Origin of the sequence: Rhodococcus spelaei, assembly GCF_006704125.1 — a bacterium.
In the GTDB taxonomy this organism is placed as follows: domain Bacteria; phylum Actinomycetota; class Actinomycetes; order Mycobacteriales; family Mycobacteriaceae; genus Rhodococcus_G; species Rhodococcus_G spelaei.
The window spans coordinates 22,894-47,686 of sequence record NZ_VIGH01000002.1; the positions used below are offsets into that span (position 1 = coordinate 22,894).

At 68.1% G+C, this 24,793-nt stretch carries 25 protein-coding genes and 1 pseudogene; 11 read left to right on the plus strand and 15 right to left on the minus strand.

The window, feature by feature from the left end; all coding sequences use genetic code 11:
* Positions 1 to 14 precede the first annotated feature (14 nt).
* The 6 genes and pseudogenes from FK531_RS03975 to typA form a co-directional block, all read right to left on the minus strand.
* A complete protein-coding gene (locus FK531_RS03975; protein WP_142095400.1) occupies positions 15 to 431 on the minus strand; it encodes a hypothetical protein in 417 nt (138 codons plus the stop codon).
* 64 nt (positions 432 to 495) lie between these two features.
* Entirely contained in the window at positions 496 to 651 is a 156-nt protein-coding gene (locus tag FK531_RS22240) for a hypothetical protein (protein ID WP_181762811.1), read from the minus strand.
* Between the two features lie 112 nt (positions 652 to 763).
* Positions 764 to 2,140: pseudogene (gad, locus tag FK531_RS03980) on the minus strand (glutamate decarboxylase).
* 125 nt (positions 2,141 to 2,265) lie between these two features.
* Positions 2,266 to 3,147 carry an N-acetyl-1-D-myo-inositol-2-amino-2-deoxy-alpha-D-glucopyranoside deacetylase gene (gene mshB / locus FK531_RS03985; protein ID WP_142096584.1) on the minus strand — a complete coding sequence of 294 codons (882 nt, stop codon included), beginning with the start codon at positions 3,145 to 3,147 and terminating at the stop codon, positions 2,266 to 2,268.
* A gap of 8 nt (positions 3,148 to 3,155) precedes the next feature.
* Complete coding sequence (locus FK531_RS03990; protein ID WP_142095402.1) at positions 3,156 to 4,898, minus strand: ABC transporter family substrate-binding protein; 1,743 nt, start codon at positions 4,896 to 4,898, stop codon at positions 3,156 to 3,158.
* Between the two features lie 132 nt (positions 4,899 to 5,030).
* Entirely contained in the window at positions 5,031 to 6,926 is a 1,896-nt protein-coding gene (gene typA, locus FK531_RS03995) for a translational GTPase TypA (RefSeq protein WP_142095404.1), read from the minus strand.
* Between the two features lie 234 nt (positions 6,927 to 7,160).
* Here typA and FK531_RS22245 point away from each other — a divergent pair, with 234 nt between their 5' ends.
* On the plus strand, positions 7,161 to 7,337 hold the full coding sequence (locus FK531_RS22245) for a hypothetical protein (RefSeq protein ID WP_181762813.1): 177 nt from the start codon (positions 7,161 to 7,163) through the stop codon (positions 7,335 to 7,337).
* Here FK531_RS22245 and FK531_RS04000 read toward each other — a convergent pair whose 3' ends face one another.
* The 4 genes from FK531_RS04000 to FK531_RS04015 form a co-directional block, all read right to left on the minus strand.
* Positions 7,338 to 8,507 carry a lipase family protein gene (locus tag FK531_RS04000; RefSeq protein ID WP_142095406.1) on the minus strand — a complete coding sequence of 390 codons (1,170 nt, stop codon included), beginning with the start codon at positions 8,505 to 8,507 and terminating at the stop codon, positions 7,338 to 7,340.
* A 135-nt stretch (positions 8,508 to 8,642) separates the two neighbouring features.
* Entirely contained in the window at positions 8,643 to 9,815 is a 1,173-nt protein-coding gene (locus tag FK531_RS04005) for an Ig-like domain-containing protein (RefSeq protein ID WP_181762814.1), read from the minus strand.
* Between the two features lie 220 nt (positions 9,816 to 10,035).
* Complete coding sequence (locus FK531_RS04010) at positions 10,036 to 11,403, minus strand: lipase family protein (protein WP_142095410.1); 1,368 nt, start codon at positions 11,401 to 11,403, stop codon at positions 10,036 to 10,038.
* A 306-nt stretch (positions 11,404 to 11,709) separates the two neighbouring features.
* The gene (locus FK531_RS04015) at positions 11,710 to 12,129 is read right to left on the minus strand and encodes a (deoxy)nucleoside triphosphate pyrophosphohydrolase (protein WP_142095412.1); all 420 of its coding nucleotides are present in this window, start codon (positions 12,127 to 12,129) and stop codon (positions 11,710 to 11,712) included.
* Between the two features lie 15 nt (positions 12,130 to 12,144).
* Here FK531_RS04015 and FK531_RS04020 point away from each other — a divergent pair, with 15 nt between their 5' ends.
* Positions 12,145 to 12,432, plus strand: coding sequence for a 4a-hydroxytetrahydrobiopterin dehydratase (locus FK531_RS04020; protein ID WP_142095414.1), 288 nt, complete (start codon positions 12,145 to 12,147; stop codon positions 12,430 to 12,432).
* Here the strand turns inward: FK531_RS04020 and FK531_RS04025 are convergent.
* On the minus strand, positions 12,377 to 13,645 hold the full coding sequence (locus FK531_RS04025) for a mannosyltransferase (protein ID WP_142095416.1): 1,269 nt from the start codon (positions 13,643 to 13,645) through the stop codon (positions 12,377 to 12,379). The genes FK531_RS04020 and FK531_RS04025 overlap by 56 nt on opposite strands.
* Before the next feature lie 343 nt (positions 13,646 to 13,988).
* Here FK531_RS04025 and FK531_RS04030 point away from each other — a divergent pair, with 343 nt between their 5' ends.
* The 4 genes from FK531_RS04030 (at position 13,989) to FK531_RS04045 (ending at position 16,502) form a co-directional block, all read left to right on the plus strand.
* Positions 13,989 to 14,780 carry an Rv1157c family protein gene (locus FK531_RS04030; protein WP_142095418.1) on the plus strand — a complete coding sequence of 264 codons (792 nt, stop codon included), beginning with the start codon at positions 13,989 to 13,991 and terminating at the stop codon, positions 14,778 to 14,780.
* An 82-nt stretch (positions 14,781 to 14,862) separates the two neighbouring features.
* Positions 14,863 to 15,213 (plus strand): hypothetical protein, encoded by a 351-nt coding sequence (locus tag FK531_RS04035; RefSeq protein WP_142095420.1) that lies wholly within the window; start codon positions 14,863 to 14,865, stop codon positions 15,211 to 15,213.
* 47 nt (positions 15,214 to 15,260) lie between these two features.
* Positions 15,261 to 15,791 carry a nuclear transport factor 2 family protein gene (locus tag FK531_RS04040; RefSeq protein ID WP_142095422.1) on the plus strand — a complete coding sequence of 177 codons (531 nt, stop codon included), beginning with the start codon at positions 15,261 to 15,263 and terminating at the stop codon, positions 15,789 to 15,791.
* A gap of 255 nt (positions 15,792 to 16,046) precedes the next feature.
* Positions 16,047 to 16,502, plus strand: a complete 456-nt coding sequence (locus FK531_RS04045) for a hypothetical protein (protein ID WP_142095424.1) — start codon at positions 16,047 to 16,049, stop codon at positions 16,500 to 16,502.
* 64 nt (positions 16,503 to 16,566) lie between these two features.
* Here the strand turns inward: FK531_RS04045 and FK531_RS04050 are convergent, their stop codons facing one another.
* Positions 16,567 to 17,301, minus strand: coding sequence for a DUF1906 domain-containing protein (locus FK531_RS04050; RefSeq protein WP_142096587.1), 735 nt, complete (start codon positions 17,299 to 17,301; stop codon positions 16,567 to 16,569).
* 234 nt (positions 17,302 to 17,535) lie between these two features.
* Here FK531_RS04050 and FK531_RS04055 point away from each other — a divergent pair, with 234 nt between their 5' ends.
* From FK531_RS04055 to FK531_RS04065, 3 genes are all read left to right on the plus strand, one after another.
* A complete protein-coding gene (locus FK531_RS04055; RefSeq protein WP_142095426.1) occupies positions 17,536 to 17,763 on the plus strand; it encodes a maltose regulon activator MalT in 228 nt (75 codons plus the stop codon).
* A 194-nt stretch (positions 17,764 to 17,957) separates the two neighbouring features.
* Positions 17,958 to 18,323 (plus strand): PLD nuclease N-terminal domain-containing protein, encoded by a 366-nt coding sequence (locus tag FK531_RS04060; RefSeq protein WP_142095428.1) that lies wholly within the window; start codon positions 17,958 to 17,960, stop codon positions 18,321 to 18,323.
* 42 nt (positions 18,324 to 18,365) lie between these two features.
* Positions 18,366 to 19,502 (plus strand): NADH:flavin oxidoreductase, encoded by a 1,137-nt coding sequence (locus FK531_RS04065; protein WP_142095430.1) that lies wholly within the window; start codon positions 18,366 to 18,368, stop codon positions 19,500 to 19,502.
* 13 nt (positions 19,503 to 19,515) lie between these two features.
* Here FK531_RS04065 and FK531_RS04070 read toward each other — a convergent pair whose 3' ends face one another.
* Both FK531_RS04070 and FK531_RS04075 read right to left on the minus strand, forming a co-directional pair.
* A complete protein-coding gene (locus FK531_RS04070; protein ID WP_142095432.1) occupies positions 19,516 to 20,466 on the minus strand; it encodes an antibiotic biosynthesis monooxygenase in 951 nt (316 codons plus the stop codon).
* A gap of 7 nt (positions 20,467 to 20,473) precedes the next feature.
* Positions 20,474 to 21,250, minus strand: a complete 777-nt coding sequence (locus FK531_RS04075) for a CPBP family intramembrane glutamic endopeptidase (RefSeq protein WP_142095434.1) — start codon at positions 21,248 to 21,250, stop codon at positions 20,474 to 20,476.
* A gap of 220 nt (positions 21,251 to 21,470) precedes the next feature.
* Between FK531_RS04075 and FK531_RS04080 the strand changes: the two genes are divergently transcribed.
* On the plus strand, positions 21,471 to 23,168 hold the full coding sequence (locus FK531_RS04080) for a fumarate hydratase (RefSeq protein WP_142095436.1): 1,698 nt from the start codon (positions 21,471 to 21,473) through the stop codon (positions 23,166 to 23,168).
* 81 nt (positions 23,169 to 23,249) lie between these two features.
* Here FK531_RS04080 and FK531_RS04085 read toward each other — a convergent pair whose 3' ends face one another.
* A complete protein-coding gene (locus FK531_RS04085; RefSeq protein WP_142095438.1) occupies positions 23,250 to 23,705 on the minus strand; it encodes a carboxymuconolactone decarboxylase family protein in 456 nt (151 codons plus the stop codon).
* Positions 23,706 to 23,727: 22 nt separating this feature from the next.
* Between FK531_RS04085 and FK531_RS04090 the strand changes: the two genes are divergently transcribed.
* Positions 23,728 to 24,687: a sigma-70 family RNA polymerase sigma factor gene (locus FK531_RS04090; RefSeq protein WP_142096590.1), complete on the plus strand. Its 960-nt coding sequence runs from the start codon at positions 23,728 to 23,730 to the stop codon at positions 24,685 to 24,687.
* Positions 24,688 to 24,793: the final 106 nt, after the last annotated feature.

The following is a 24,793-nucleotide window of genomic DNA, read 5'->3' on the forward strand; positions in this document are numbered from 1 at the left end:
CGAAATCGGCCGGGCTAACGCGGCCGCGCCGCCTGGCCTCGCGCCACGGCGGCGTCGGAGGCGAACTTGAACAGCAGGATGCCGGGCGGGACCACACCGCACACCAGCAACAGCAGCGTGCGCCAGTCTGCGAGCAGCAGTGCGTCGCCGCCGGGGCCGCCGAACATGCAGATCGCGAAGCCGACGAACCAGCCGACCACCGGCAACGCCGTCATCACAGGACGGTCGGTGACCGTCCGCGCACCGACCACCAGCAACACGTTGATCACGGCGGCGGCGAGGGCACTCACCGGGAAGGGCACCGACCCGAGCCGCACCGGGAGGAACAACACCGCCAGCACCGCGGTGAGCAGTCCGTCGAACACCAGCAGCGCCAGGATCGCCGAATCGAGGATTCCTGGCGTGCTGGGAGTTCGCTGGCTGGCGGTCATGACCTCGATCGTAGAACCCGGGCCGCCGACCCCGGGCCCCCAGGGCGATCAGGCGGCAGCGCGATCAGGGCACCGGCGGGTAGCCGAGCATCGTGAGCAGGTGGCTCTGCATGTCGACGAAACCGTACAGCGCATTCATGTACATCTCGTGGTACATCTGCGCGTTCGGCCGCAACGAATCCACGAAGGCCACGATTGCGTTCTGCACGTCCCAGTTCAACTTCGACACCTCTCGGCAGCCCGACCCGATATGACCTACATCACATCGTAGTCCGGTGATCCGGCGTTACTCGAACCATTTCGTCCTGCACAGCATCGCGGGCGTGCCGTCGTCAGTGATGGAACCCGACCCGCGCCGCATCGCTGGGCGCACCCGACGTCAGCCGAGTCAACGCCGCCCTCATGTCGTCGGCCAGCAGCGCGAGCTGGTCGCGGGAAACGCCGTGGCGGACCAGCACCCGTTGGATGACCGTCTCCTGCCGGTCCGGCGGCAGCGGGTAGGACGGCACCTGCCACCCGCGGATCCGCAGTTGGTCACTGAGGTCGTAGAGCGAGAATCCCGCCGATTCCGGGTCGGTGAGCGTCTAGGACACCGCGGGCAGGCCGCCTCGACCGTCGTAGAGCAGCTTGAACGGACCCATGCCCCGGACCTGCTCGGCGAAGAACTGCGCGGTGTCGACGCAGGACTGCTGGACCTGACGGTAGCCCTCGCGCCCGAGTCGCAGCAGCAGGTAGTACTGCGCGACGATCTCGCCGCCGGGCCGCGAGAAGTTCAACGCGAAGGTGGGCATGTCGCCGCCCAGATAGCTGACACGGAAGACGAGGTCCTCCGGCAGCAGGTCCGCAGATCGCCACACCACCCAACCGACGCCGAGCGGCGCCAGCCCGTACTTGTGCCCGGACGCGTTGATCGATGCCACCCGGGCGAGACGGAAGTCCCACACCAGTTCCGGTTCCAGGAACGGGGCGATGAATCCGCCGCTCGCGGCGTCGACGTGGATCGGCACGTCCCACCCGTTGTCCGCCTCGATGGCATCGAGTTCGGCGGCGATGTCGGCTATCGGCTCGTAGTCGCAGGTGTACGTGACGCCGAGGATGGCGACAACGCCAATCGTGTTCTCGTCCACGTACTTCCGCAGTTGATGCGGACGCAATCCGGTGGCACCCGGCTCGACCGGGACCTGCCGCAACTCCACGTCGAAGTAGCGCGCGAACTTCTCCCAGCACACCTGCACGGGGCCGCACACCAGGTTCGGCCGGTCGGCGGGCTTCCCCGCCGCCTCGCGGCGTTGCCGCCAGCGCCATTTCAGGGCGAGGCCGCCGAGCATCGCGGCCTCGCTGGACCCGGTGGTCGAACAGCCCATGGTGCCGCGACCGTCGGGCGAGTTCCAGAGGTCGGCGAGCATGTGCACGCAGCGGGATTCGATCTCGGCGGTCTGCGGATACTCGTCCTTGTCGATCATGTTCTTGTCGAGGCAGTCGTTCATCAGACGATGAACTTCGTCCTCGGACCAGGTCGAGCAGAAGGTGGCGAGGTTCTGCGAGGAATTGCCGTCGAGGGCCAACTCGCCACGGATCAGCGCGTAGGCGATTCGTGGATCCGAGGATTCCTGCGGCACTTGATACTTCGGCAGGACCGTCGCGCTCAGCGGTGTGGAGTAGATGTCCTCGACGGTCTCGTCCCTGTTCCCCACCCGATGCAGCGCCATCGACCTAGTCCCTCCGTCATCCGAAATCGACACTCGATACTGGATACAACGTGTGAAGAGCAGGTACCACCGTGAAACGTGTCTCAGGGTAACCCCGATCGGGGCACGGCGTCAGCGAGACGGAGTCAGGCGATGCCCGAGAACAGGTCTCGCTCCCGACCGTCCGCAGCGGTCTCGCCGCGGGTCCCCCGGACCAGGACGAAGTGCTCCTCCGCGAGGATCGGCTGGGCGATGTTGTTCGACAGTGCGTACTCGGTGCCGGTGGGCGCGACCGTCACCTGGGTGGCGTGGGCCGCCAGTGCGGACACCTTGCGGTCGAGGACGCCGCGCACGTCGATGGTGGTCGTCACCGTCTCGTCCGGCACGCAGGGCAGCTCGCCCGGCTCGGGCATCCGCCAGCCGGACGGCAACTCACCGATCGACTCGACGCCACGCTCGAGCGAATTCGCCTCCGTGACAGTCCAGTACAGCTTGGACGGCACCCACGGTATGCCCGCATGGGGGTACCGGACGGTTCCCGCCGCCTCGAACGCGGCGGTGGTCAGCCGGTGCACCTGCATGTGATCGGGGTGCCCATAGCCGCCCTCCGGGTCGTAGCAGACCACCACCTGCGGGCGCAGCTCCCGGATCACCGCCACCAGGGCCTCGGCGGCCTCGTCGTGGTCGGCGCCGACGAAGGCCCGCGGATGGTCCGCCGACGGGGTGCCGATCATGCCGGAATCGCGCCAGCGACCGGCACCGCCGAGGAAGCGCGGCCCCGCCACCCCCAGCGCCGCCAGTGCCGTGGTGAGTTCGAGCACCCGGTATCCGCCGAGCTGATCGGCCCGGCCCGCGACCAGTCCGGCCCACGTCCGCCCGATCACCTCACCCTCTTCGCCGAGGGTGCAGGTCAGCACGGTCACCTCGGCGCCCTGGGCGACGTAACGTGCGATGGTGCCACCGGTGGTGATGGTCTCGTCGTCCGGATGCGCGTGCACCAGCAGCAGCCGGCGTGCGGGTCGGGTCACGGGGGCGGTCACCTCTGCTTCCTCGACCAGGCCTCGGCGTCGCCGAACACGCCGACCTGGATGGCGCCGGGCATGGTCACGCCCTGCACGTCCGGCCCGACCGCCTCGACCGTCGCGTCCTGCAGCAGCGGCAGCACCGCCGCCAGGTCCCACAGGCGCGGTTCGGCCTGCGCGATCGCCTGGCCCACGTCGGTGGTCCCGCGCAGCGCCTCGTCGATGCCCACCTGCAACGCCGGGTCACACAGCCCCGAGATATTGCTCGGCGCAGCCGGATTCGGCTCCACGGAGGGTTCGACGGTAGGCGCCTGGGCCGCCCCGGTCGGTTCCGGCGCGGGTGCCGGCGTGGCGGGCGGGGGGCACCCGAACCGGGACGCCATCGAGGTCGCCGGGTCCGAGCCTGCCCGCACCCAGCCGACCACCGCGTCCACCTTGCCGCCGACGAGCGACTTGCCGTACAGCTCGTCCGGGCGCACCGTCGTCACGGTCGCGTTCACCCCGGCGCCGCGAAGCTGGTCCGCGGCGGTGTTCGCGACCGCGACCGCGGTGTCGTCGTTCTCGGGAGCGCCGATCACGACCGCCAACTGCTTTCCGTCCTTCATGATCCGGGCCGGTTCGGTGGCGTCCGGGCCGTCGACGACGGTGTGCACCCACCCCGCCTCGCCCAGCAGCCCGAGCGCCTGCTCACGCGTCAGCGGCGGCGGGGCCGTCGGTGCGTAGCCGGGGTCCGAGGGCGCGAGGACCTGTGCCCGCGCCACGGTCGCGTTCGATCCGGTGGGGGTGCCGACCGCGGCGAGCAGGTCCGGGCTCAGCATCCCGAACAGCCCACGACGCACCCGCTGGTCGGCGAGGGCCGGGATCCGGCCGTTGAGCGTCAGTTCCAGTACCCGGGGTTGCGCGGCGGTCGCGGCCCGCACCTGGGGAATGGCCGCGAGCTGCGACTGCAGCGGTCCCGCCCCGCGAACCTGCGCGATCTGGGCGTCACCCGACCGAATCGAATCCGCCAGCTGCGGGTTCGAGCCGCCACGGCGCATCAGGATCTGGTCCGCGGTGGCGGGCCTGCCCCAGAACCGGTCGTTGCGTTCGAGCAGGATCTCGTCGCGGCCGCGGTCGATGGACTTGATGTGGAAGTGCGCGCCGGAAACCGGGATGTTCTCGGCGAGGCCGCGCGCGAAGCCGCCCGGCGAATCCTTCACCAGGTGCGAGGGCAGCAGGTCGGTGAACAGCTCACGCCAGGCCGGGTAGGGCGAGCGCATGATGACGGTGACCGTCTTGCCGCCGCCCGAGGACCCGATGTCGTCGATCAGGGCGTAGCCGGCGGGGTCGACGACGCCTGGCTGGCTGGTCATCTGCTGCCAGAGGTAGCGAAAGTCCTCGGCGGCGATCGGCGCGCTGTCGGACCACTGCGCCTCGTTGCGGAGCTGGTAGGTGATCGTGAACGGGGCCTGCGAGGTGACGTCCGCCGAGACCAGCAGCGAGTCGTCGAGCAGCCAGTCGGTGCCGCCGGGGCGCGTCGGGCTGGGCACCGGCCGGAACGGGCTCGGCAGCACCATCGAGGAGACCGCCGAATTGACCGGCGACTGGTCCGAGAGCAGATGCGGGTTGAAGCCGAGCCCGATCTCGTCGATCGCCACCACGACCGTGTTCTTGGTGGTGACGGCGGTGGTCGGCTTGGGACTGTCGGTGCTCTCCACCGGCGGGGGCGGATTGGCGGTGCAGCCCGCGAGGGTGATCCCCACGACCAGCGCTGTCACTATCGGCAGGATCTGTCGAACCCGTCCCGCTCGATGCACTCGCCCGTCCTTCCGATTTCGCGGCTGCGCCGCCTGTGCGCGCGGTTCACCCCGGTTGGGGTAAACCGCGCGCACAGTGCGCGAAGCGCAACTTTACAGCGCGGCCTTGTCGCGGGACTTCGCGCGCGAACGCTCGCGGGCGCGGTCGGTCTGCGACAGGTGCACCTTGCGGACGCGGATCGCCTCCGGGGTGACCTCGACGCACTCGTCGCCGGCGCAGAACTCCATCGCGGACTCGAGGGTCAGTTCGATCGGCTTCGCGAGGGTCTCCGTGACATCGGCCGTCGCGGACCGCATGTTGGTGAGCTTCTTCTCCTTGGTGACGTTGATGTCGAGGTCCTCGGCGCGCGGGTTGATGCCCACGACCATGCCCTCGTACGTATCGGCGCCGGGATCGACGAAGAAGGTGCCGCGGTCCGACAGCTGAATCATGGCGAACGGGGTGACCGAGCCGGTGCGGTCCGAGACGAGCGAGCCGGTGTGGCGGGCACGGATCTCGCCGGCCCACGGGGCGTAGCCGTGCGAGACGGCGTTCGCGATACCGGTGCCGCGGGTCTCGGTGAGGAAGTCGGTGCGGAAGCCGATGAGCCCGCGCGAGGGGACGATGAATTCCATACGGACCCAACCGGTTCCGTGGTTCGTCATCTGCACCATCTTGCCCTTGCGGTTCGCGAGCAGCTGAGTGATCGCACCGAGGTGCTCCTCGGGGGTGTCGATGGTCAGCTCCTCGAACGGCTCGTGCAGCTTGCCGTCGACCTGACGGGTGACCACCTGCGGCTTGCCGACGGTCAGCTCGAAGCCCTCGCGGCGCATCTGCTCGACGAGAATGGCCAGCGCCAGCTCGCCGCGGCCCTGCACCTCCCACGCGTCCGGACGGCCGATGTCGAGGACGCGCAGCGACACGTTGCCGACGAGCTCGGAGTCCAGTCGCTGCTTGACCATGCGGGCGGTCAGCTTGTGGCCCTTCACGCGGCCGACGAGCGGCGAGGTGTTGGTGCCGATGACCACGGAGATGGCGGGCTCGTCGACGGAGATGGTCGGCAGCGCGACCGGGTTCTCGACGGAGGCGAGGGTGTCGCCGATCATGATCTCCGGGATGCCCGCGACGGCGACGATGTCACCGGCGACGGCAAGCTCGCCCGGCTCACGGGTGACGCCGACCGTCTTGAGCAGCTCCGTGATCTTGACGGTCTTCACACCGTCGGAATGCATCCAGGCAACCTGCTGGCCCTTGCGGAGCTCGCCGTTGTGGATGCGGACCAGCGCGAGGCGACCGAGGAAGTCGGACGCATCGAGGTTCGTCACGTGTGCCTGCAGCGGGGCGGCCGCATCGCCCTTCGGCGCCGGCACGTGCTCCATCAGCACGTCGAAGAGCACATTGAGGTTCTCGGTGTCGGGGGCATGCCCGTTCTCGGGCTGGTTCATCGACGCCTTGCCTTCGCGACCCGACGCGTACAGGACGGGCAGGTCCAGCAGGGCCTCGGCGGCCTGCGCTGCCTCGTCGTCGAGGTCGGAAGCCAGGTCGAGCAGCAGGTCCTGCGACTCGGCGACGACCTCCTCGATGCGCGCGTCGGGCCGGTCCGTCTTGTTCACGACGATGATCACCGGCAGCGACGCGGCGAGCGCCTTGCGGAGCACGAAACGCGTCTGCGGCAGCGGCCCCTCGGAGGCGTCGACGAGCAGCACGACGCCGTCGACCATGGACAGACCGCGCTCGACCTCGCCGCCGAAGTCGGCGTGACCGGGGGTGTCGATCACGTTGATGATGGTGACCGAGCCGTCCTCGTTGTGCTTGTGCACCGCGGTGTTCTTCGCGAGGATGGTGATGCCCTTTTCGCGCTCCAGGTCACCGGAGTCCATCACTCGGTCGACCAGTTCGGCTCGTTCGGCGAAGGCGCCGGACTGCCGGAGCATGGCGTCGACGAGGGTGGTCTTGCCATGGTCGACGTGTGCGACGATGGCAACATTGCGGAAGGTGGTGCTGGGCACGCTGCGGTCTCCTGGCTGGATTGATTCCGCCACGCGAAACCTAGGCTCGCACGGCTCGGGCGGCCGCGTCGCGAAAGCGAATCCATCAGCACAGGACGTCCTGAGTAGGCATTGCGGCCAGCTAGATACTACCCGCCCGAGCCAATTGTGCCGAAAGCTGCAGCGCAGATCACTCGCGTCTGCTAGTAATCCATGCTTCGTCGCGATCATTTCTGAGGGTACGCTAACCCAATCATGGGCAAGGTGAAGGCGAAGAAGGTCTCGGGCCTCAAGCCGAAGAAGAAGTGCTGCCGCAGCAAGAAGCGCTGCCTCAAGTGCCCTGTCGTCATCATGCGGATGAAGAAGCTCGAGAACGAGGGCGTCAAGGGCAAGGACCTGAAGAAGGGGCTCAAGAAGGCCCGCGCAGCCTGATCAACAGTTCGGTGTGGTCGGATGCCCGACCACACGGTCGTCGAGCCACTTGTAGGCGGGCGGAATGCCGGCCAGTCCGTAGCCGACGTGATCGAGCCCCGGCCCGGCGGCGTACTGCACATTCACGCCACGGTTGCAGTACTCCCGCACCACCCCGGTCATCCCCCAGTCCGGGATCAGCGCGTCCTTGGTGTCGTGGAATACGTACAGCGGCATGTCCGGCGTGGCGGCGGTACGACCCAGCGAATTCTCCTCGACGACCGACTTGACGCTGGGCAGCGCGAGGATGTCACCGACCTTCGAGTACTGGGCGAGGCTGACGCCCTTGGTCTTGCTCAGCAGGTCGGCCAGGCACCCGTCGGTGAGCGTCTTGGCGAACTCGATGCCCGCCGGCGTGAAGTAGTCCTGCGGCCGGACCCTGTCCTGGTACTCCCGCGACAGTCCGAGCAGCGTGCCCCAGGCGGTGAACCCCACCGCGGGCTGCTTCTCGCTGAGCAACGCGAGGTCGCCCGGGACTCCGCCCTCCGCCGCACCGATGATGTTCAGTTCGGGCGCGTAGGAGGCCTTCTGCTCGGCGGCCCACGCGGTCGCGTGTCCGCCTCCCGAGTATCCGTACATCACTACGGGCGAGTGCGAAAGACCAAGTGGCTCAAAGCGCTGCGCGGCGCGGATGCCGTCGAGGACGCCGTGCGCGGTCTGCAGACCGGCGATCCAGGCCATCCCCGGGCCCTGGTAGTCGGAGGCCACCACCGCGTAGCCGAGCGCAAGCATGGGCGAGATCATGGCCAGATCCTGACCCTTGCCCGCGGGCAGCGTCACCGACGGGTTGCACTCGAGACCCAATGCGTCCATGGCCTGCTGCTGTGAGAGCAGCGGCCGCTGGCCCGGTCCGGTCCACGGACGATCGGGAATCATCACCGTCGTCGTCGTGGTCACCGGCGTGCCGAACGAGTCGGTGGTGCGGTAGAGCAGCTGCGTGGTCTTGACCACCGGCCAGGCGGTGTCGGCAGGAAAGCGCACCTCGACCGGACGGCTGCGGATCACGTCGCCGTTCGCGTAGCCGGACAGGTCGGTAGGCCCGCGGAACCAGTTGTCCGCCAACGGGGTCGGTCCGGGCAGCGGCTCGGCCGCCGCCGCGGGCGCCACGCCGACCACCAGTGCAGTCGTCACCGCCACAGTGAATCCGAACAGAACTCTCGCCGAGTGCCTCATGTCGGACGCCTTCCCTCGAGTGGCCGGTCAAAAGTAACAGCGATTCGCCGAAAGCAACTGGGGCCGCCGGTTTCCCGACGGCCCCAGTCCGGATCAGCTACCGAGAAGATCTCGCAACGATCCGAAGCCGCTCGAACCTGCCGATCCACTGGACCCGCCGCCCGGTGCACCGTTGACCGTGACGACGCCGGCCGTCGAGGTCGACCCGTTGTGCTGGTCGTCGCCGCTGTAGACCGCGGTGACGCTGTGCGCACCCGGCGTTGTGAACGCATGGGTCAAGGACGCACCGCCGCCGGTCACAGCGATCGGGCTGCCGATCGCGACACCGTTGTCGAGGAACTGCACCGTTCCGCCCGTCGGGGCGGGGGCCACTGTCGCGTGAAGGCTCACGTCCTGATTCGGCTCGACGGTCGATGGGGAGACCGTCAACGTCGTCGTCGTATCGGTCTTCTCCGCGCCGCCGATCTGGACTGTCGCGAGCGGGCCGCCGCCGGCGTTCAGCGGCGCGTCGTCGACAGGCTTGGTCGCCCCGTCCTTCGGAACGCACTGGGTCGGTGCCCACTGCTTGGCCCCGAGGAAGGTGGCGCTCGCCAGGGACGTCGAGTAGTTCTCGGGGTTGTTGGTCAGTGCGGCGTTGCCTGCGACGCGGACATGCGGCTCGATCACGCCACTCGCGCCGGCCGTGACGGTGACGTCGACGGCGGGAAGCTGGAAGTTGGTGGCACTGTTGGCACCGTTCTTCGTCTTCGGCACGGTGATGCCGCCGTCGGTGTTGGTCGACGAGGTGGGGCTGTTGGCGATCACCTCGTTGTTGCCCGACAGGCGCAGGATGGTGCCGGCCGCATCGACGTTGCCTGCGGAGTTGATCCGAAGGATGTTGGGCGCCACGCCGCCGAGTCCCGCGTCGGTCCCCGAGACGACCGCTGCACTGTCGAAGGTCGCGTTGGCGGGGATCTCGAAATCGAACTTCAGGCGGGACAGTTGGACGGTCGTGGCGCCGGAGTCCCGGTCGGGGTAGCTCTCCGGACCGGGCTGGATTCGGTAGGTGAACTGTTGCCCGGGAGTGACCGTCGGGGGCGCGGTCACGACGACCGACGCCGGAACCGGCTTGTATACCGGTCCGATGACGCTGCCTGCAACGCAGGCATTGTTGAAGCTGGTGGTGGCCGCCGCGGCGACCGAGTTGCCGAACAGGAACAGCCCAGTGGCTGTCAGCGCGGTGAATACGACGGGGCCCGTGGCGCGACGGGCGGTGGGCAGTGACATCATTGTCTCCTCAGCTGTGGCATCGAATTGCCGAAAGCTCACTACTGGCGGCACCGAGCGGGCGCCTCTGTGCGCCCGCTCGGTGCACCTGTGTGGGGTCGGAGCAGTGCTGTCTGGCCTCGCTCCGTCACCACGCACCACGCCCGTCACGCATCGGCGTAGTACCGGAATCGCGCACGGGTCGAATCGGGGGCGGCCTCAGCGACCCCCGATTCGACTGTCAGGCGCAGTTGTTCGGCGCCGGCTTGTGCGCGAACCGGTCGCCGGTGTAGTCCATCAACTGGTTCCAGTGGTTGATGCTGACGTCGACGTGCCCACCCGGAACGATCTGGTAGTCGACGGTCGCGCCCGCCGCGCAGTACTTGCCGACCATGGCCGTCGTCGACGCGACCGGCACGATTCCGTCCTCGTTGCCGTGCACGATGAGCATCGGCACATCGGGGATCTGCCCGTGCTGTGCGGCCTGGTTCTTCTCACCGACGGCGAGAGCAGCCGGCCAGTGCGGAATCGGGTCGTCCGAGTCCGGCCAGTTGGTCAGGCTCTGCAGAGTCTGGGTTCCGAACCCGTCCGGGCCGGTGCCGAGGCCGGCACCGAGCATGCAGGCGTCGCCGAACTGCTTGACGACCTCCTTGCCCTTCGCGGTGAAGAAGCCGTTCGGCTGAGCCTCCTGCGGATATTCGCGGAACAGCGCGACCACCGCAGCGAAGTAGAAGAACGAGGTGTTCTTGCCGTTGTTCTGGCGTCCGGTGGCCAGGATGTCGAGCGGCGGTCCGGCCATCGCCGCACTGATCACGTTCAGCTCCGGTGCATAGGACTTGTGCAGCTGGGCGCCCCACGCGGTTGCGTGTGCTCCACCCGACTGTCCGATCAGCGCAACTTCGGTAGTTGCCGGCAGACCGAGATGACTTTCGGTGGCACGGATTCCGTCGAGAACCGAGTGTCCCTCGGTGTAGCCCGCAATGAAGGAGGCAAGCGGGCCGTTGTGATCAGGCGCGGACACCGTGTAGCCGCGGTTGAGGGCCTCCTGCAGGAACGGCGTCATCACCGTCAGGGTGTTGATCGGGTTGCCGGAGTTGAAGATCACCGACGGCTGGCACTTCATGCCGAGGCTGTTGGTCGCGTGTTGGTACGAAATCAGCTTGCCCGCACCGACGCAGTCCCCGCCGCCGGAGGAGCCGAAGGACGAGCCGCCAGATCCGTTGCCGCCCAGCCCACAGCCGTTCGGGGTGAACACCGTGGTAACTGTGAGGATCGGCTGGTTCTGCGAATTGGTGGTCTTGTACGCGACCTCCTTCGCGCGGCCGCCGACGATCGGGATCGGCTGTACGCCGCGCTCCCGGATGACAGCGCCGTTCTGCAACGAAGCGATGTTTGCGGGCGGGGTGTAGAAGGCGTCCTTGAAGCCACCACCGCTGCTGCCGAGGCTGCCGAGACTTCCTCCGCCCCCGGCGAAGTCGCTGTTCTGGCCGTAGAGCCAGTCCAGGCTCGCGTCTCCGGTGGGATTCGACGGTGCCTGGGCGTTGGCCGTGGCGCCGGGCGCGGCGACTGCCATGGCAACGGCCGCGGCGATCACCGCCGTTCTTCGCATGATTCGAGAGAGATTCTGGGTACGCACCGATTACACACCTTTCCTAGCGGATCGGAATAGCGAACGCGGTACTTCCAAATCTGACAGCGGCGCCGATGTACACGTGAAATTCGTGACCGCGGCGAGAATTTAGCATTCAACGAGGCAACAGCTGACCATTTACCGGTCAACGACTTCGTGTCACATTCCCGCACTACCTGGGCGAACGCGGAAATCACCAGGACGGACATCCCAGTCACGAACGGGTCTCCGCAGTCCACTTTCCGCGACATTTACGGAGGTTCGACCCCCCGGAACCGATGCGGACTATTCGAAAGACTCGAGCAGCGCCGTCAACTCCGGCAACCACACCTCGTCGTTGGGCACCAGGTCCGCGCCCGCCAACTGCTCTGCGTCGACCCACCGCACCGCGGCGTGCTCGAGCGCCTCCGGAGTCCCGGACTTCAGCTCGACGACGTACGCCCGCAGCACCATCGCGCCGGCCAACGGCACGTCGGATCCGATCCTGGCGCCGACCACCGTCTCCACCCCCAACTCCTCGCGCAGTTCTCGGGCCAGCCCGTCGGCCGGGGTCTCCCCCGCCTCGATCTTGCCGCCAGGCAGCTCCCACAGTCCCGCCAAGTGCGGCGGCGACACCCGCTGCGCGAGCAGCAGCCGCCCGGCGTCCACGATCGCGGCCGCGGCGACTTCCCGCGGCTCGGCACTGTTGCCCGCACCCGTCTGCATGGGACCATCATTGTCATGGCCGAGTTGCTGACGGACGCCGAGGTCGACACCGCGCTCACCGGACTACCGCAATGGCAGCGGGCGGGTTCGGAGATCGTCCGGACCATCGAGTTGCCCACGTTCCCCGCCGCGATCGCCCTCGTCGACCGCGTCGCCGAGGCCGCCGAAACCCGCAATCACCACCCGGACATCGACATCCGCTGGCGGACCGTCACGTTCACCTGCTCCACCCACTTCAAGGGTGGGCTCACGGAACTGGACGTGGCACTGGCTCAGGAGATCGATCGACTCGCCGCCGGGTGAATCGTCCGGCCCAGATCACCCACAGGTAGAAGGCCGCCGCCCCCACCACGTTCACCGCGCCCAGCCAGGCGAGCAGCCCGGGCCGGGAGATCAGCCAGATCGAGTCCTGGAAGAAGCTCAGGATCCAGGGCACCCCGACCAGGATCGCGGCCAGCCAGCAGCCCGCGAGGATCCGCGATCCGCGCAGTCCCGACAGCGGCCCGTGCACCAGCCAGATCAGCATGGGAATCAGCCACACCCAGTGATGCGACCAGGAGATCGGCGAGATCAGCAGGCCGAACAGTTGGACGATCACCAGCGTCCCGAGGAGGTCGTCGCGCCCCAGCGACCGCCAGGCCAGGAAGGCCAGCGCCGCCGCCACGGCGACCGCGGTCAGCCACAGCGGTCCACTCTGCACGTCGTGCCCGACCACCCGGCTCAGCGCGCCCCGCACCGACTGGTTCCACACCGATCCGACCGGCCCGATCCGGGAGGCGTCGCCGAGCAGGTGCTCGAAGTACCGACGCGCCTCGGAACCGATCAGCAGATAGCTGACGCCGACGGTCAACCCGAACGCGACCGCAGAGAAGATCGCCGCCTTCCACCGTCGCCGCAGCACGAAGTAGAGGCCGGTGATCGCCGGCGTCAGCTTGATCCCGGCGATGATCCCGACGAGCCCGCCGGCCACCCACCAGCGCCGGCTCCGCACCGCGACCATCGCGCCCAGCGCGAGGAAGACGTTGACCTGGCCGTAGTCGAGGGTGCTGCGCACGGGTTCGGTCCACATCCCCACCGCGGTCCAGACCATCGCGACCGAAGTCCAGCCCGGGCCGAGCGTGCGGGTGCCGAACAGCAATTCGAGACTCATCCGGATCAGCAGGTACAGCGCGCCGATGGTGAGCAACTGCCAGCAGACACCCACCAGCCCGAACGGGAGGTAGTGCAGCGGCAGGAAGACCAGCGCCGCGAAAGGCGGGTAGGTGAACGGCAGCGGGAAGTCGGGGGTGAACTCCGAGTAGGTGTAGTCGTAGAGGTTGCCGCGCAGCAGCGCCGCCGAGCCGTCCACGTACACGTGCAGGTCGACCAGGTTCATGCCGTTGGGACTCAGGAAACCCCAGGCCATCCGGGCGAGCACCGAGACGAGGAGGAGCACCGGTGCCAGGCGCAACAGTCGAGCGCCGCGCGTTCCCGTGCGAGGGCTTCGAGCCGCGAGTGCGGTGGGCGTCTCGGACACAGCGTTCGCGTTCTCCCGGGTGAGGTGGACCGACGGGTCGAACCCGAAGCCTTCAGACCTCGGAGCCTACGTCAGTGCCTCGTGACTGCCCGAACCGGAGAATCCACATCCATAACAGTTGCATCAACAATCTCAACTATCACTTCAGTCACACGTATGGTCACCGGGCAACCATCGATCGACCAGCGTGTGAATAGACTGCCCCGGAAGCCGGACCTTCACCATCACATGGGACGGGCATTTCAAACGCTGTACAACGCCAGATGGCCTGCATAGAGTGGCCCCTCGACACCGAGTGGCCGGCCAGGCCAGCCGACGCTTGAGAACAAAGGATGGGGACATCGTGCTTCGTACGCGAGGAACGCGCAGAACGATCACCGCTCTGGCGATCGCCGCCACAGCAGCTATCGCCGCACCGGCGGGTGTGCTCGCCGAGACCGCCCCGGCGCCTGCCCCGATCCCGCTGCCCGCAGGCCTGGACATCGAGGCCCTCGCGTCGCTCGCTCCCGCCATCGTCGGCGCCGCTGCAGGCCCCCTCGACCTCACCCGACCGGCCGACATCGCCGGATCACCGCAGGCCGACCTGCTCGCGCAGGCCAAAGCGATGCTCGAGTCGTCCAACCTGCCTCCTGAGACGAAGGCGACCCTCGAGAAGGTCATCACCTTCCTCGACGGCAGCGGTGGCGGCGGACCCGCATTGCCCCCGTCGACCGGCCCGGTGATCGCGCAGTTCCTGTACCCGACGATCGGCAAGGGCTGCATCGGCCCGACCTCCGACTCGGTGGGCACCGCACTCGCCGTGCCCGGCCCCGCGCACCTGCCGCCTCCCGGCCCCACCGCCGGCCAGACCGGGTTCGTCTTCACCGCGCTCGGCACCAAGTCGGCCACGGCGAACCAGCCGAACCCGCTGACCGTCTCCTGGGTCAACATCGACAACCAGAAGTCCGGCACCGCGAACCTGACCACCGCCTCGCGGATCAACCCGGACGGTCCGGCGACGCTGTCCGCGATCGCGGATACCGGCCGCGGCCGCGTGCTCGCGGTCATCTCGGGCGGACTGACCACGCAGGCCGAGGGCGCCGCGCCCATCACCTGCAGCTTCCTCCCGACGGTCGGAACGGTCGTCGTTCCCTGACGTTCGGCACCACCAGCAGTGAAGGGCTCCTCGCATCGCGAGGAGCCCTTCTGCATGCGGGGCCCCTGTGGTACACCAAGTCATGGCCTCCCAGCAGAGTTCCCGAAATCAGCACTCCTGGAAGTCGACCCACGCCAAGCGCTCGATCCTCTCGATCCGATCCGAGGGTTCGATCCTGTCCATCGGCTCCGCGTACTCGATCCTGTCGATCGGCAGCGTCGGATCGATCCTCTCGATAGGCTCCATCGGCTCGGCCGGTTCAGCGCTGTCCACCGGCTCGTTCGGCAGCCTCGGATCGGCGCTGTCGGGCCTGTCGCGCTGGTCGGTGCTGTCCTGGCGGGCGGACGGCGAGAGTCGCAGCGAACGACCGCTGCACGTGCTGGCCGAGGAACCGGAACTCGCGACCTCGCCCACCGCACACACTCAGACCTGACCCTGCACAGCACGATCGACCGATCGACCACACACGACGGAGGCAGCGTGACCGAGCTCGACCACGGCAAGACGACGACCGGCGGCGGTCGGTGGACCAGGGACGAGCTCGAGGAGGCGTTCGCGGGCTACCAGCGAACAGTCGAGGAGGCGAAGCGGACCGGCGACTGGAACCTCTTCGCGGACATGTTCACCGAGGACGCGACGTACATCGAGCATGCCTACGGCAACTTCGCCGGGCGCGAGGAGATCCGTCCCTGGATCATCCGGACGATGAACAGCTTCCCCGGCAATCACATGACGGCGTTCCCGGCGCTCTGGTACACCGTCGACGAAGATCGCGGTTGGGTGATCTGCGAGATCGACAACCCGATGTGCGATCCCGGCGACGGCTCCGCGCACGGGGCCTCGAACCTGACCATCTTGCACTATGCGGGCGACGGGCTGTGGTCGTGCGAGGAGGACGTCTACAACCCGATGAAGTTCCTCAAGATGGCCAGGCGGTGGTGCCGCAGCGCCGAGGCCGCCGGCGCCCTGCCGGACGAGGCCAAGCAGTGGCTGACGGCGGTCGGCGCCTGACGATCTACTCAGGTGCCGATCAGGGCTTCGTCGTGGGCGGGGTGGACGGTGCCGTCGACCCCGCCGAGATGCCCTGGTAGATGTTCGAGGCCGTGGCGTAGAGGAAGTCGATGATCACGTTCATGGAATTTCTCCGTCTTCGTTGAAGTGTGTTTCTCGAATGGTTGTCGCGTCCTGTACGTCGTACAGGACGCGCCACGACGTTACGGTCCGAACATCCGGAGTCGGCGCCGTAGGAGGGCTACCCTTTCGACTATGAAAATTGCAGCAGCAGTACTCGCCGCCTCTGCCATTTCACTCGCCGTCGCCGGCTGCAGCTCGAACAGTAGCGACACCACGACAACGACCGCGAACTCCGCCAAGGACAAGGCATCCGCCGCGATGAGTTCCGCCGCGAGCGCCGTCGGCGGGGCCATGTCGTCGGCCAGCGCCGCGGTCGGCAGCGCCGCGAGCAAGGCCCAGGGCGCTGTCGACAGCGCCAAGTCGACCACGTTCACCGTGGCGTTCAAGGCCGGCTTCTCCAACCTCGCCGAGGGGCGCGACGACGCGGCGATCGCGGACATCTTCAACCAGACCTGCGCGGACATCGACGCCAACCAGGACGAGTCGACGATCGTGACCGGCCTCGAGACCCGGGCCGGAAACAACGGCGTACCCGCAACGAAGGACCAGGCTCAGCACATCTACGACATCGCCAAACCGCTGTGTTGACGAAGTGCGGGCTGAGGTAGCCCGGCGCGAGAACGGATAGTGCCCGCGGGCCTGACGATCGTCGTCAGGCCCGCGACCACTGGCCGTGCTCGGCCCGCAGGATCGCGTTGAGGTCGACGCCGACACCGTCGATGGTGCGCTTGTCGATCTCGTACTGGTGCAGGTGCGCCGACGGGTGCACGTATCCCTTCGGGGTGCCCCAGTTGTGCTGCCAGTAGTACGTTCCCAGGCCCTCGTCCACCAGCACGTCGAGGGTCGGTGAGTTCGCGTACACGCCGGTGTTCGCGTGCCCGAGAACCGATTCCCAGCCTCGGAGGTAGGGCACGACCAGATTCGTGATGTCGGCATCGTTCGGGTTGTCGTCGATGGAGGCGTAGATCGGTCGGTCGTCGGGACCGCCTGCGGCCCTGTGCAATTCGAGTCCACGCTGCGCGTGCCGTTTGCCTGCCTCGAGGCCACCGCGCCAGTCGGCCGTACTCCCCTTGCCGAACTGGTAGCAGGAGACCACCTCCAGTCCTGCCGCGGTCAGCGCGGTCGCCTCGTCGGCGAGCATCGGCTTGCCGGTCATCCACTTCGCGTCGGGCCTGCGGTCGGAGACGTAGCGGATCGCGCCGGCGTGACCGGCAGCCCGGATAGCCTCGGCGTCGGGCACCCCACCCGCGTAGTCGACGAGTGTGCCGAGGTTTGGGGCCGCCTGCGCGAGGGAGTTCGATCCCAGTGCGGCGACACCGAGGGCAGCCGAACCGGCGGCCGCGTACTTGAAGAGTTCTCGACGGGAAACCTGCACGTTGCCTCGCATCTTCGATGGCCGGTCCACCGGTGCGCCTCGCTGAACGAACTGCGCGCAACCGGTAGGGTGGATGGTTTTGTGCATTCCACCACAGTCACTCTGGTGCCGCCAGTCACACGGGTTTCACCAGTCACAACAGTACCCACTGCGGACGGGTCACCCTGGAACCGATCGGCGGTAGTCTCGGAAGGTATCGCGCTAGGTATCCACACCCCTTCCCTCCCCGAGGAGGACGAGGCTGTCATGGCCAAAGAAACGTGGTGGGTCATCGCCCCCGAGAGCCGATTCTCGTTCGAGCAGCAGGCAAACGGCGATCTGGTCGTCACCGACACGTCGGCGGCCGAGCAGCACGTCCTGCACGGCTACGAATGGATGCACGTCAAACACGGAGACGAGGGCGCGCACCGGATCAAGGTGCACGGCGAGGGTCCACCCCCGTTCGGACAGTGGGTAGCCCTCGACGAGGGTTGACCTTCCCCACCCGTCGCGCTGTCGGTCCGACCGCACATCCTTGAGCAAAGCTCACGAATTCGAGCGGCCCGACCCTGCACCGAGTACCCTTCCCGCGGGGGTCGAACGCGGCACCGCAGCCTCTGCTGCGCGGCGCCGTGAGAACGATGCGACATCAGTCGAAATCGTAGGAACACCGGGGAGGGTATTTCGTCATGCCGTACATGGCATTCGGTCTGATCACATTGCTGCTGTGGATCTTCTGTCTGGTCGACGTGCTGACCAGAGAGGACTGGGAGGTCCGCAATCTCCCCCGGATCGGCTGGATCCTCATCGTGCTGCTGGTGCCCACGATCGGCTCGATCCTCTGGCTGATCCTCGGTCGCCCGCAGGGACCGGTGCGCCCGCCCAACCAGCGCCCGCATCCGTCGACCTTCGGCGAGTACGAGCGCGCCGGTCGCCACATCGCCCAGAATCCCGACGACGACGAGGCGTTCCTGCGGCAGTGCCGCGAACGCGCGGAGGAGCAGCGCCGGATCGCCAGGCAGCAACGCCTCGACCGCGAGGCCAGCGGCGACTAGTCCGCCGGAATAACGTGCGCATGCACGTAGTTGCCCAGAGTCATGACCGAACCCAGCACACCATTGCCCGTAGACGGCCTCTTCGAACCCTTCGCGGTGAAGTCGCTCAACCTGAAGAACCGGTTCGCCATGGCCCCGATGACTCGAGCCTTCTCGCCGGACGGGGTTCCGGGCGACGACGTCGCCGAGTACTACCGGCGACGCGCGGCGGGCGGGGTCGGGCTGATCATCACCGAGGGCACCTACATCCCCGACCCGGCCGCCGGACCGCACACTCGGGTTCCGCGCCTCTACGGTGACGAGAGCCTGCGCGGCTGGAAGGCGGTCGTCGACGCCGTACACGCCGAGGGTGGCTCGATCATCCCGCAGCTCTGGCATCTGGGCGTCGAACGCGGCGACGGCCCGCGGCTGAACCCCGACGCCCCGACCGTCAGCCCGTCCGGACTCGCCCTCGACGGCACTCCTCTCGGCCGGGCCTTCACCACCGCGGACCTCGACGACCTGCGGGAATCCTGGGTCGCGGCCGCCGTGAACGCGAAGGACGTCGGCTTCGACGGCATCGAGTTGCACGGCGCGCACGGCTACCTGCTCGACGAGTTCCTGTGGGCGCGCACCAACGTTCGCACCGACGGCTACGGCGGCTCGCTGCACGCACGCACCCGCTTCCCCGCCGAGGTGGTCGCCGCGATCCGAGAGGCCGTCGGCGACGACTTCGCCATCGTCTACCGCTACTCGCAGTGGAAGTCGAACCACTACGACGCCCGCCTCGCCGACTCACCCGCCGAGCTGGAGCAGGTGCTCGCACCGCTGGTCACCGCCGGCGTCGACGTGCTGCACGCGTCCACCCGCAGGCACTGGGAGCCGGCGTTCACCGACCTGACCGGCGCAGACGCCGACCTCGGCCTGGCAGGGTGGACGAAGAAGCTCACCGGGCTGCCCACCATCACGGTCGGGTCGGTCGGCCTCGACAAGGTTTTCACCACCGCGTTCACCGCCGACGGAGCGTCCGGCACCGTGGGTATCGACCGTCTGCTGGCGCAGTTCGAGGGCGGGGAGTTCGACATGGTCGCGGTCGGGCGGGCGCTGCTCGCGGACCCGCAGTGGGTGCACAAGCTGCAGGCGGGTCGCGCGGACGACCACATCCCGTACGCCAACGTGCACCGGGAAGTGCTGCGCTGACCGCTCGCCGGCGTCAGCGGGGGTAGTCCCAGAACTGCAGCCAGCGCACCGACCCGAACAGGGTCAGCGTCGCCGCGTAGAGCACCAGGACCGCCGCGGCGCCGGCGATGCCGACCCGCGCGCCCGCCCCGTCGACGGGGTCGAGCCAACGCCGGAACCGTCGGGTTGCCGCGGGCATCAACGTGAACGTCAACAACGCGACGCTGGCGATCTGGCCGAGCCAAGTCGACAACCACAGCGGCGCGCCCCAGTCGACGAAGTGCGGTGTGAGAAACCGCGACAGCGTCATCACCGTCGGATACAGGACGAGCAGGACCAGCATCGCGGTCTTCCATCGCGGCGTGACCGCGGCCCTGCCGTCCTGTACCCGCAGGATCGAACCGAACGGGGTGCTGCTGGCCACCACCGCGAAGTCCTCGGTCAGTTCGGATCGCAACTCCGGCAGCGCCTCGTGGCGCCGACTCGACGCCATCCACACGGCGAGCTGGCGATCGGTGCGGAAGCGGAGCACCGAGAACCAGCGCCCCGCGCCGCGCGGGCCGAGTACGGCCGACCCCTCGAACCCGGGGAACTCGGCGATGACCGACGCCAGGCGCGCCTGTGCCGCGACGAACCGCGACTCTCGGCCGGGAGCGACAGCGTGCTCGAAGACCGCGGTGCCGGGCGGCAGGTGCCCCGGAACCAGGATCATGTCCGAGCTCGCACGGCGACAGCCCGCGGTCACCCCCTCGGCCAGCAGGCGCCGGCGGTCCGGATCGTCCAGCCACCGCTGCAGATTCGCCTCGGAGTCAAACGTGACCGAGACCGCCCAGTCGAGCTCCGGCATCTCCCCCGCCGCGACGCGCGCCTCGACGAATCCGGTTGCGCGCCCTGCCGCCTCGCCCATCCGATCCGCCCAGGCGACGAACTCCGCCGGGTCCGGCTCGGCGTGGAACACCGTGACTGCGGTCGCGGTGTCGGTCATCTCGAGCTCAGCGCAGTGTCATGTGCCACACGAGAGCGGCGGCGAGCGCGCCGATCCCGTTGAGCGACCAGTGCAGCGCGATCGGCGCGAGCAGGCTGCCGCTGCGACGACGCAGCCAGGTGAACACGAATCCCGCGACGGCGGTGGCCGCGACGGCGCCTGCGATCCCGAGCACCTGGCCGGCGACGCCGCCGCCGAGGACGCCGGTCAGTCCCTTGTTGCCGGTGGTGAGTCCGAGCGACGAGGCGATGTGCCAGAGCCCGAACAGCAGCGAGCCGGCCGCGAAGACGCCGCGCGCACCCCAGGCTCGGTCCAACGTGCCGTGCAGCACTCCGCGGAACGCGAGCTCCTCCGGGATCACGGTCTGCAACGGGATCACGATCATCGAGGCGATCAGAGCGCCGGTGACGGTGGCGTAACGGTCGGCCATGAAGAACTGCCGGGTGAACGGCAGGGCCACCCCGACGGCGACCACGGCGGCCACGATCCCGACCGCACCGAGCGCGTACAGCGAGCCCTTGCGCCAGTGTCTCGGTGAGAGTCCGAGCTCCGCCCAGCCGAGGCCGCGACGTTTGGTCAGGGCCACCAGAACGACGGCCGCGATCGGCACGCTCGCGATGCTCGCCCACGCGTTGGTGAAGTGGGCGATCAGGTTGGTGCCGACGAGGACGACCACGACCACGGCGACGTCGAGGTAGGCGTGCAGCCGCTGCCGCGAAGACGGGGTGTCCGGGCTTTCGTCGAATCCGACGACGGAGTCCGCGTATCCGGTCTCGACGCTCATCTCCGCCTCACCTGCTCCCCTGTTCGCTGCACCCGGACCAGTGTACGGACCGCCGATTCGGCCATTGTGACTGTCGTCACAACACATTACGGCGATGCGTCCCTGACCGAGCCGCCCCCACGACGGCACCGGCGGCCGTATGATCCCCGCCTTCGGCGCGGCGGATGCGCACGTTTAGCCTGAACTGGACTCCACACGCCCATGTTCAGGAGATGTGACGATGGCCGACTTCCTCTACGAGGACCTGCTGCCGATCGGTGACGACCCCACCGAGTACCGGCTGCTCACCACCGAGGGGGTGTCCACCGTCGAAGGACCCGACGGGCGAACCTTCCTGCAAGTCGAGCCGGAGGCGCTGCGGCTGCTCACCGAGACCGCGCTGCACGACATCTCCCACTACCTGCGCACCGACCACCTCAAGCAGGTCGCGAGCATTCTCGACGACCCGGAGGCGTCCGACAACGACAAGTTCGTCGCCCTGGACCTGCTCAAGAACGCGAACATCTCCGCGGCGGGTGTGCTGCCCATGTGCCAGGACACCGGCACCGCGATCGTGATGGGCAAGCGCGGTCAGCACGTGCTGACGCCGGGTGACGACGACGAGGCGATCGCTCGCGGCGTCTACGACGCATACACGCGCCTGAACCTGCGGTACTCGCAGAACGCCCCGATCACGATGTGGGACGAGAAGAACACGGGCAACAACCTGCCCGCGCAGATCGAGCTGTACGCGGACACCCACAAGGGCCACGAGAACTCCTACAAGTTCCTCTTCATGGCCAAGGGCGGCGGGTCGGCGAACAAGTCGTACCTGTACCAGGAGACCAAGGCGATCCTGAACCCGGACTCGATGATGCAGTTCCTCGAGGCCAAGATCCGCTCACTCGGCACCGCGGCGTGCCCGCCGTACCACCTGGCGATCGTCGTCGGCGGCACCTCCGCCGAGTTCGCGCTCAAGACCGCGAAGTACGCGTCCGCGCACTACCTGGACGAGCTGCCCACCGAGGGTGCGATGACCGGCCGCGGCTTCCGCGACCACGACCTCGAGAAGAAGGTCTTCGAGCTGACGCAGAAGATCGGCATCGGCGCGCAGTTCGGCGGCAAGTACTTCTGCCACGACGTCCGGGTCGTCCGGCTCCCCCGCCACGGCGCCTCGCTTCCCGTCGCGATCGCCGTCTCGTGCTCGGCGGACCGCCAGGCCAAGGCGAAGATCACCCCGGAGGGCGTGTTCCTCGAGCAGCTCGAGTTCAACCCGGGGCAGTTCCTGCCCGAGGTCACCGACACCGAGCTCGACGCCGAAACGTCGGGCGTCTCGGGCACCGGCAAGGGCGCCGCGGTGAAGATCGACCTCACAAAGCCGATGCCGGAGATCCTCGCCGAGCTGTCGAAGCACCCGGTCAAGACCCGGCTGTCGCTGACCGGTCCGCTGGTCGTGGCCCGCGACATCGCACACGCGAAGATCAAGGAACGTCTCGACGCCGGCGAGGAGATGCCGCAGTACCTCAAGGATCACCCGGTGTACTACGCCGGACCGGCAAAGACCCCGGAGGGCATGGCGTCGGGTTCGTTCGGCCCGACCACGGCCGGTCGCATGGATTCGTACGTCGAGCAGTTCCAGGCCGCGGGCGGATCGATGGTGATGCTGGCCAAGGGCAACCGGTCCAAGCAGGTCACCGACGCGTGCAATGCCCATGGCGGGTTCTACCTCGGCTCGATCGGCGGCCCCGCCGCCCGGCTGGCCCTGGACTGCATCAAGAACGTCGAGGTCGTCGAGTACGAAGAGCTCGGCATGGAGGCTGTCTGGAAGATCGACGTCGAGGACTTCCCGGCGTTCATCGTCGTCGACGACAAGGGCAACGACTTCTTCGCCCACACCGGCGAGGTCACGCTGACGGTCGGCAAGCGTCCGGGCCTGTAAACGGCTCGCACACAGAACGACTGACGAGGGCCCGGCGGGATTCACCCGCCGGGCCCTCGTCGCGTTGTCACTGTCGCATCGTCACCAGGACTGACCGGCGGGCTGACGAACGGTGGCGTTGAGCCGGTTCCACACGTTGATCAGCCCGATCTGGAGGATCAACGCCGCCAGCTGCTTCTCGTCGAAGTTGTCGGCCGCGTCGTCCCACACGTCGTCCGGCACCGCATCCGGCCGATCCGCGATCCGCGTCACCGCCTCGGTCAGCGCAAGTGCGGCGCGTTCGGCATCGCTGAAGTGCGGCGACTCCCGCCACGCGGCGACCGCGAGCAGCCGGTCCACACTGTCGCCGTCGCGCAGGGCCTCCTTCGAATGCATCTCGAGGCAGACGCTGCAGCCGTTGACCTGGCTGGCACGGATGTGCACCAGGTGCACAATGCTCGCGGGCAGGCCGGTGCCCTCGGTCGTCGCGCCCACCGCCTGCAGCGCTGCCACCGCGCCGGGGAGAACCATGGCCGGATTGTTCATGCGTGCCTTCATCGTCTGCTCCTTGTTGTGTGGGATGTTCGGTCTTCGTTGTCTTGTTGACGAATCGGACGAGGAGAATGTGACAGCGGTGAGCGACGAATTTCTGGCGCGCAGTTTCGAGGAGCATCGCGAGCACCTTCGAGCGGTGGGGTATCGCATGCTCGGTTCGACCGCCGAAGCCGAGGACGCGGTGCAGGAGACGTGGCTGCGCCTGAGCCGGTCGGACACCGAAGCGGTGAACAACCTCGGGGGCTGGCTCACCACCGTGCTGAGCCGGGTGTGCCTGGACATGCTGCGCTCACGCGGGTCCCGTCACGAGATTCCGCTGGACGAACCGGGACACTCGGACCTGCCCGAGCCCCGACACGAGTCGGCTCCCGAAGACCAGGCGGTGCTCGCCGACTCGGTCGGCATCGCGATGATGGTGGTGCTCGACACCCTCACCCCGGCGGAACGGCTGACCTTCGTGCTGCACGACATGTTCGCTGTGCCGTTCGAGGAGATCGCGCCGATCGTCGACCGCTCCCCCGCAGCCACCCGGCAGTTGGCCAGCCGCGCCCGCCGTCGACTGCAGGATGCACCCGCCCCCGGCCACGACCGGCGCAGCCGGCGCCGGGTGGTCGACGCGTTCCTCGTCGCCGCGCGCGAGGGCCGGTTCGAGGACCTGCTCGCGGTGCTCGACCCCGACGTGGTGCTGCGTGCCGACGACGTCGCGGTGGCCGGCGCGACCGCGGCGCTGGCGTTCGGCGCGCCCTCGCTGGCCGCGGAGATGCACGGTGCCGGCGCAGTGGCAGAGGCGTTCCGTGGACGCGCGACGCACGCCCGGCCGGTCTTGGTCGACGGCCGGCCCGGTGCGGTCTGGGCGCCGGACGGCACGCCCCGCTCGGTGTACGCGTTCACGATCGTCGGGGACCGGATCGTCGGACTCGACGTGGTGGCCGATCCGGAGACCATCTCCGGTTTCGGCATCGACCTCGCCCCCTCGGACGCGTGACACCACTTCCGCGACATGCCGCCAAGGTGCGGACACGAGAAGGCCCGGCGGAGCATTTGCTCCGCCGGGCCTTCTCGTCAGTTCGTGTCGGCTACCGAACGGTCTA